4 protein-coding genes and 2 pseudogenes are annotated in these 7,077 nt (G+C 65.4%); 3 read left to right on the top strand and 3 right to left on the bottom strand.

Going from position 1 to position 7,077, the window contains the following annotated elements:
- Together F7R19_RS29110 and F7R19_RS29105 are read left to right on the top strand one after the other, a co-directional pair.
- A pseudogene (locus F7R19_RS29110) lies at window positions 1–493 on the top strand (DNA-binding protein); the annotation flags it as partial.
- The gene (locus F7R19_RS29105) at window positions 490–1,260 is read left to right on the top strand and encodes a site-specific integrase (protein ID WP_020206395.1); all 771 of its coding nucleotides are present in this window, start codon (window positions 490–492) and stop codon (window positions 1,258–1,260) included. The pseudogene F7R19_RS29110 and the gene F7R19_RS29105, both read left to right, overlap by 4 nt.
- Here the strand turns inward: F7R19_RS29105 and F7R19_RS29100 are convergent.
- The 3 genes from F7R19_RS29100 to F7R19_RS29090 all read right to left on the bottom strand — a co-directional run bounded on the left by F7R19_RS29100 (window position 1,251) and on the right by F7R19_RS29090 (window position 6,371).
- Window positions 1,251–1,694 carry a calcium-binding protein gene (locus tag F7R19_RS29100; protein ID WP_223277442.1) on the bottom strand — a complete coding sequence of 148 codons (444 nt, stop codon included), beginning with the start codon at window positions 1,692–1,694 and terminating at the stop codon, window positions 1,251–1,253. The genes F7R19_RS29105 and F7R19_RS29100 overlap by 10 nt on opposite strands.
- Window positions 1,695–1,829: 135 nt before the next feature.
- A complete protein-coding gene (locus F7R19_RS29095) occupies window positions 1,830–5,156 on the bottom strand; it encodes a DEAD/DEAH box helicase (protein WP_008646539.1) in 3,327 nt (1,108 codons plus the stop codon).
- Window positions 5,157–5,195: 39 nt separating this feature from the next.
- A complete protein-coding gene (locus tag F7R19_RS29090; protein ID WP_008646544.1) occupies window positions 5,196–6,371 on the bottom strand; it encodes a tyrosine-type recombinase/integrase in 1,176 nt (391 codons plus the stop codon).
- A gap of 175 nt (window positions 6,372–6,546) precedes the next feature.
- Between F7R19_RS29090 and F7R19_RS29085 the strand changes: the two are divergent.
- A pseudogene (locus tag F7R19_RS29085) lies at window positions 6,547–6,957 on the top strand (DNA-binding protein); the annotation flags it as partial.
- Window positions 6,958–7,077 lie beyond the last annotated feature (120 nt).

Below are 7,077 nucleotides of genomic sequence, written 5' to 3'. Positions count from 1 at the left end.
AGCGTGCGCCGCCCAGGCGGCGGCGTGCGCGCGCGCCGATGAGCAAGCCGCACGCCGGGGCGAGCTCGAGGCGGCGCTGGCGACCGCCCAGGAGCGCGCCACGGCGGGCGAGCGCACCCACACCGAGGCGATCGCCACCACCCAGGCGCGCTACGAGGCGCTGTCGAAGCAGCTCCTGCAGGAAACCGCGCACCAGCGCGACGCGGTGCGGGCCGAGCGCGCGCAACTGGCCTCCCAACTCAAATTCGCCGAGCGGCGCATCGCCGCGCTGGAAGACGAGCGCGCACGACTCGACGCCGACCTGGCCAGCGAGCGGGCCGCGCGCCAGACCGCCGCGGGCGAGGCGAGCGCGCTCAAGGCCGTCACCGCCAGCCAGCGCGCCCAGCTCGACGAGCTGCTGCGTGCGACCCTGGCCGCGGCGCCACCAGCGGCCAAGACGCGCGTGCCCAGATCGACGGGCAAGGCGGCCGCCAAGCGGACCGCCCAGTCATGAAGCCGGCCGACTGGATCGATACGGGCGCGGTGCCGCCGCGCCCACTGCCGGCCACCGTCGCGGCGGCCCTCGCCTACCTGGCGGAGGCACTCGGGCACCCGGTCTACGCGCACTGGACGCTGGCGCGCGTCAAGCGCCGCTATGGCTCGCTGGCCGACGCCAAGGCCGCGCAGCCGACCGTGCTCAAGCTGCTGCTGGCGCACGATGGGGCAGTCGAATACTGGGAGCGCGGGCGCCTGCGCACGGTGACGGCGGATCTGGCGCCCCGCCCGGAGACGGTCCTCGCGCGGCTGCTGCACACGCACCGGCGCCGCATCCGGTCCACCGCCGCCTTAGCGAGCGAAGCAACGGTGCCGACCGCCGCGGAAGCGAGGGGAGCTGTCGCGGCGAACCCGTGGCTGGCCGCTTACGGCCCTGCTGACCACGCGTGGCTCACGCGCGCCGGCCGCTTCGCCCAGCCGCACGCGGCGGCCAACACGCTCGGCGCCGCCGACGATGCACAGGCGCTGGCGCTCTTCCTGCGCGACCGAACCGGGCGCTCGCCCCACACGTTGCGCGCCTATGGCGCCGAACTGCGCCGCCTGATGCGCTGGTGCGGCGCGCACGAGCTTGGGCCGCTCTCGGACCTCACGCGCCAGCGGTTGCTCGGCTACCGGCACGCGCTGCAGCACGGGGAGACCGGCAGGGAGGACGCCGCGCCGCCCTTGTCAGAAGCGACCCGCACGCGCGCGCTGGCGGTGGTGGCAAGCCTCTACGGCTACTGGTAGGCTATTTCTGCCCATCCCCCGAAAAGTGCAAATCTTCCGCCAGCCCCTGACCAGGCAAGGGCTGGCAGGGTGCGACTTGACCTGATAACGGCCCGAGCGCCCTGTAAGTTGCGCTCGGGGATTATGCCGGGGGATGTCAGATCGTGCGGGGGGCAGAAGCTGCAACCTTGGTCGTGCCAGTAGTGCCAGTCAGAGACGGCAAGGTGCGTGCTCTGGTCGGCGCGGACGGGAACAAGCTGGGCAAGGGGCACGACGAGTTCACGCTGGTTGTAAAGTGCGTGCACGAAGATGGCAACGCGGCACAACTGATCATGCGCGAGTCTGAAGACGGAGACTCTGTCACCTGAGCGCAGCGGGGAGGCCACCATCGCCTGACGTACCCGCGCTTCGAATGGAAAGCTCAGACTGTCCTCGAGATGGCAGTACCACGCCATCGCGCATTCTTCTTCGGTGTACGCGGTCGACCACGATCTCCATCGAGATGCGCTGTTCGTGTTGGTTGTCGCCCGTTTTTGCCATTGGGGTTCGTGCTGGTCAGACCTCGACTATGCGTCGCGGCAAGGCCATTTTTATGTTCCCGTCCTGGTGCGGGATCGGGGCTTCGCCGCCGGTGCCACAACAGGTGGTGCGGCCGGGATCGGCTCAAAGAGCGCCTCGATGTCGTCGGCGGAGAACTTGACGGCGCCGGCGCCATCTTCCGACAGGATCGCGTTGGCAAGCGCCGCCTTCTGCTCCTGCATCGCGACGATTTTCTCCTCAACACTGCCGGCGGTGATCAGCTTGTAAACAAACACAGGCTTGTCCTGCCCGAGACGGTGAGCGCGGTCGGTCGCCTGATTTTCTACGGCGGGATTCCACCAGGGATCGTAGTGAATGACGGTGTCGGCCGCCGTCAGGTTCAGGCCAACGCCACCGGCCTTCAGGCTGATCAGGAAAAGCGGCACCTCACCTTGCTTGAAGCGCTTGACTGGTGTGACGCGATCGGTGGCATCCCCGGTCAGCATGACGTATGGAATCCCAGCTTTTTCCAGCGCCGCCGCAATGAGGTCGAGCATGCTGGTGAACTGCGAGAACAGCAGGATGCGACGGCCTTCCTCGATTAGTTCGGGCAGCATGTCGAGTAGCAGATCAAGCTTGGCCGATTCCTTGATCCGGGCCGCCTGGCTGATTTTGACGAGCCGCGGATCGCAGCAGACCTGGCGCAGCTTGAGCAACGCCTCCAGCACGATGATGTGGCTGCGCGCGAGGCCTTTTGCTGCGACGGCCGCACGGACCTTTTCCTGCATGGCCGCGCGCACCGTCTCGTACAGGTCACGCTGCGCGCCTTCGAGCTCGACCGTGCGCACTATCATCGTCTTCGGGGGCAACTCGGCGGCGACCTCATCCTTGCGCCGACGCAGCATGAACGGTCGGATGCGTCGCGCGAGCAGTTCACGTCGAACAGCATCGCCGCCTTTCTCGATGGGCGTGCGCCAGCGGCGGGTGAAGTCCTGACGGGTACCGAGGAAGCCAGGCAGCAGGAAGTCAAACTGGGCCCACAGTTCGCCGAGATGGTTCTCGAGCGGCGTGCCTGTCAGGCAAAGGCGGTGTCTTGCACGCAGTTCGCGGATGGTTGCGGCGGATTTGGTGGCGGCATTCTTGACGTACTGCGCCTCGTCTAGGATCAGCAGGTGAAAGTCGTGCTTGGCAAGAACTTCCTCGTCACGCCACAGCAAGGCGTAGGTGGTCAGGATGAGATCGTGCTTGCCGATCTGGTCAAAGCGCTCGTGGCGTTGGGGCCCGTGCAGATCCAGGACGCGCAGCTTCGGCGTGAAGCGCTGCGCTTCCTCGCACCAGTTGTGCATGAGGGTCGTTGGCACGACGATCAGCGCAGGCCGGTCCAGCCTGCCACGTTCCTTTTCGGTGAGGATGTGCGCAAGTGCCTGGATGGTCTTGCCGAGGCCCATATCGTCGGCGAGCACGCCGGACAGCCCGTGTTCGCGCAGGAACTGCATCCAGGCAAGACCCTGACGCTGGTAGGTACGGAGTTCGGCCTTCAGGCCACGCGGTACCGGCACGTCTGTCACCCCAGGACCCGCCATCAAGCGCTGCGCGAGCTGCCGGATCGATGCGTCGCCGTCAAACTGCCAGCGCCCGGTCTGATCCAGCGCATGGAGCCGGGCCGCATCCCACTCGGAAATGCGCATGCCGGTGCCGAGCGAGTCGAACAGGTCGATCAGCACGCGCACGACTGGTTTAAGCCGGTCGGCACGCAGGCGAAGCCGCTCGTTGCGGTCGGTTTTCATGTCGATCGCTTCGTCGTCCGCGATGGTATCGAGCCTGCCCGACAGCCAGCGCTCATCGCGACGAAAGAGGTCTGCTAGCAGCGGCTCCAGGCGCACCGTGCGACCATTGACTGTGATGCCCATCTCGACGTCAAACCAGCCGTCGCCGGTCTGACGCAGGCTGCCGTCAATCGCTTCGATTTCGATCACGTTGTGCCGAAACTCGTCGCTCATGACGACGCGCCAGCCGCTTGCCTGTAGTGCGGGTAGCACCAGCTTCATGAGATCCGGCCAGTCGTCGACATCTTCGGGGCCGAGGATGCCATCTGGAAACGGTTTGTAACCATATGCACGGTTGGCCGGAATTTTTCTGAAGCCCGCCTTTTGCAACTCGGTCTGACGTTTCCGCTCGAGATTGGCGTCTCTTTTGATCTGGATGACCTCGCTGCCAGCAGTGCGAACGAGGGTGGTGCTGCTATTTGCAGGGATGCTGTGACCTGCGTAATCAAAACTGACCGTCGCAAAATCCAGTGGCGACACTGACCAGGTCGGCAAGGTGTCGAGAGTCAGTACGGGCGTCGCTACGGTGTCGATCACCTGCACGGACGACGCGTCGGGCGCGGGCGGCATGGGTAGGTCGGGGGCGACTTCACGCAACACATTGCCAACGAGCGCCGCCTCGTCCAGCGTGATGGCCGGCATCGACAGGAAATCCGTGACCTGTTCCGCCGGCCACGGCATGGCGAGTATGCCAGCTTCGCCAGAATGCGCGTCCACATACCAGCAGGGCTGGGTGGTCGTCAGCAACAGGGTGGCGGGTGGCTCGGCCTGCAAGACTGGCCGCACGCGCGTGTCGGGTTGCGCTTGCCAGGTCATCTTTGCGCCGCGCTCTGATCCGCAGTGCACCGGGCAGTGTGATCCGGGGTAGTGGGCGCCTGCGGGAACAAAGGAAGTAAATGCACGCCCGGTGGCGATGAGCTTTTCCAGGATGGCGGCGCCGGTTGCGCCCTGCAGAGCAAAACCACCGGTATAGGCGGCATGCGAGCGGCCCAGCCACAATCCGCGCAGGATCGACAGATCCTCCTCGGAAACAAATTTCGGCGGTTCGACCAGCGCTTTCTCGACGTTCTGCCACCGATCGTCGACCGAGCGAATCGTACCGTCGGCCCCCACGCGGGCCTTGTAGAGGGAAATCTCGCAGCCGCGATACGATTGCCCGATCACATAGGCCAGGGCATGCGTGGCCTTGGCTGGTTTTTTCTTGGCAGCGGGATTGGCTGCCGTGCGTCGAGCGCGAAAATTTTCCAGCCAGGTCACCAGTTCCGCGCGCACGCCGGCGGCCGATGGCTTCGGCTGGTGCGCAAGGCCGGCGATCAACAGCGCTGCCACGTGCTTGCAGTCAACGCCGACCGGACACGTGCATTCTCCCTCCACCCACATGTCTTCGTCGATGTCGTGGAAATACGCACGCACGTCATACGGGCGCGTACGGGTGCCTTGCACCAGTCCCGCCAAGGTATCCTCGTCGATCCAGCGCAACTCCGAGACAGCGCTCGCATAGGAGCGAGCCTTGGACACCGTGTAGGAGTCCAGCCATTCCGCAATTTGGCGGGGATCGTAGGAGACAGACATCGGTTGAGGGATTCAGAGGTTGACAACGCGGGGAGCATTCTACGCGGGGAGGCTCCCGGCCGGTACGGCAGCGGCTTCCGGTTCTGACCCCGCCTGAGTGGTCTGGGCATGCCGGCGGTCATCTTCGGCGTGCAAGTAGATCCCGGTCGTCTCGATCGAGGCGTGGCGAAGGTTCTTCTGGATAAAGCGGATATCAGTGCCGGCGTCGGCCTGATGCGAAGCCGCCGAGTGCCGCAGCCAGTGCGTCGAGGCCCGGCGCAGTGTGGCCGCGCCGATCGGATCGGTTGGCTCGAGGGTGTCGGCGGCCCGGCGGAACACTTCCTTGGCAATCAGGTAGATGGCCGTCGGCGTCAGGTGCCGCTTGGCGTCGCCGGCGATGCTCATGACGGCCGGCGTGCTTTCGGCCGGCAAGGGCATGGGTGCCAGATCATGGAATGCGCGGTAGCGTGCGAAGTCGGCCATGAGGGTGTCGGAGACTGGTACCTCGCCCTCGGCGCCACCCTTGCCGATGACGTGCAGCCACCAGCGGCCGCGACGCTGGAAGAAGTCCGCCGCCTGTGCGTTGGCGGCTTCGCTTGCCCGCAATGCGGTGTGGTACAGCAGCCGGATCAGCCATCGGCTGCGTTCGTAGTGCTGGCGCTCGCGCGCGGAGGCCTGCGGCCAGGTCTCCATCGATTCCAGCACAACCTGCCAAAGCGCGTGATCGAGGTAACGTTCAATGCGGCGGGTCCGTGCCGGCATTGCCGAGGACGAGCGCCGCAGTGCAAGCGGATTGCCGGCAAGGTATCCGGCGGCCACCAGGTAATTGAGCAGCCCGCAAAGGATACCGAGGGCCTGGCGCCGGCTGCGCTCGGAAAGCGGCCCGTCGAACAGCCGCCGCGTGCCCCCGCGCCGTGGCAGGACGGGATCGACCCAGTTTGCGGACGGTGCGGCAAGAAATTGCTCGTAAATCAGGAAATCTTCGCGCGTAAGGCTCGACAGCGGCTTGCCCAGCGTGCGCGTCGCCCAGACGAGCAGCCGCACCACTTCCTTGCGGTAGCTGCGCAGCGTGTGCGGCGAGCTGGCGTACTCGGCAAGCCACAGGCGGACGGCCTCAAGGTCGGTATCGGCCGTGATCTGTCGGTTAGCGCCGCGCGCGCGATTCGTGCCGTCGTGGCCGTCCAGTGCGGCCGGCAGCATGAGGGGGACAACAGGCTCGGTGGCGGGCAGGTTCATGGACTGACGCGATTTTTCGGCAGGGTCTCGCATCGTACACCTGGGATGCTTACGATTATCGGTCTTATCGTAAATTTCTAGAAGACATCGTTATATATATAATGTGATACCATCATATACATGAAGATTTTAGTTCAAAACCCAGCTCCCGGAGCACTTTTCAGGTTTAGTTCCAATGAGCCGCATCAGCAATACCCGCTTTCGCACCCGTGAAGCCGCCGCGCGGCTCGTTGCTGCCGGCCGACGCCCACATGAACTCACCGTCGACCTGATCTACGCGGAAATCCGCCAGGGCAGCCGGACGACGATCAACGACGAACTCAAGCTCTGGAAGGATGAGCAGGCGCGCGTCGACGCCTTGAGCGCCGCACTCCCGCCCGCCGTTGCCAATGCGATGCTGTCCCTCTGGGCGCTCGCCATCGAGCACGGTGAGCAGGTCTTCGCACAGCGGGGCGAAGAGCTGGAGTCCGAAGCGGCGGCCGCCACCGCGCGCGCTGAGTCCCTGGCAACCGTCAACCTGGGGCTTGAAGCCGAAGTGAAGACGCTGCGTAGCCAGCTCGAGGACCAGCAGGCCCGGTTGGGGTCGCCTCAGAAAACGGAAAATAAAGCACGCTAAGCCGGTTGCAGCGGTCGTAGCGGCCTGAACTTGCCCGCGCCGATCTTGGCGCTGCTGCGCCAGAGGTAATCGCCGGTGAGGTTGATGTGC

The organism is Cupriavidus pauculus (assembly GCF_008801835.1).
In the GTDB taxonomy this organism is placed as follows: Bacteria; Pseudomonadota; Gammaproteobacteria; order Burkholderiales; family Burkholderiaceae; genus Cupriavidus; species Cupriavidus pauculus.
This window is presented reverse-complemented; position numbering and strand designations above follow the sequence as displayed.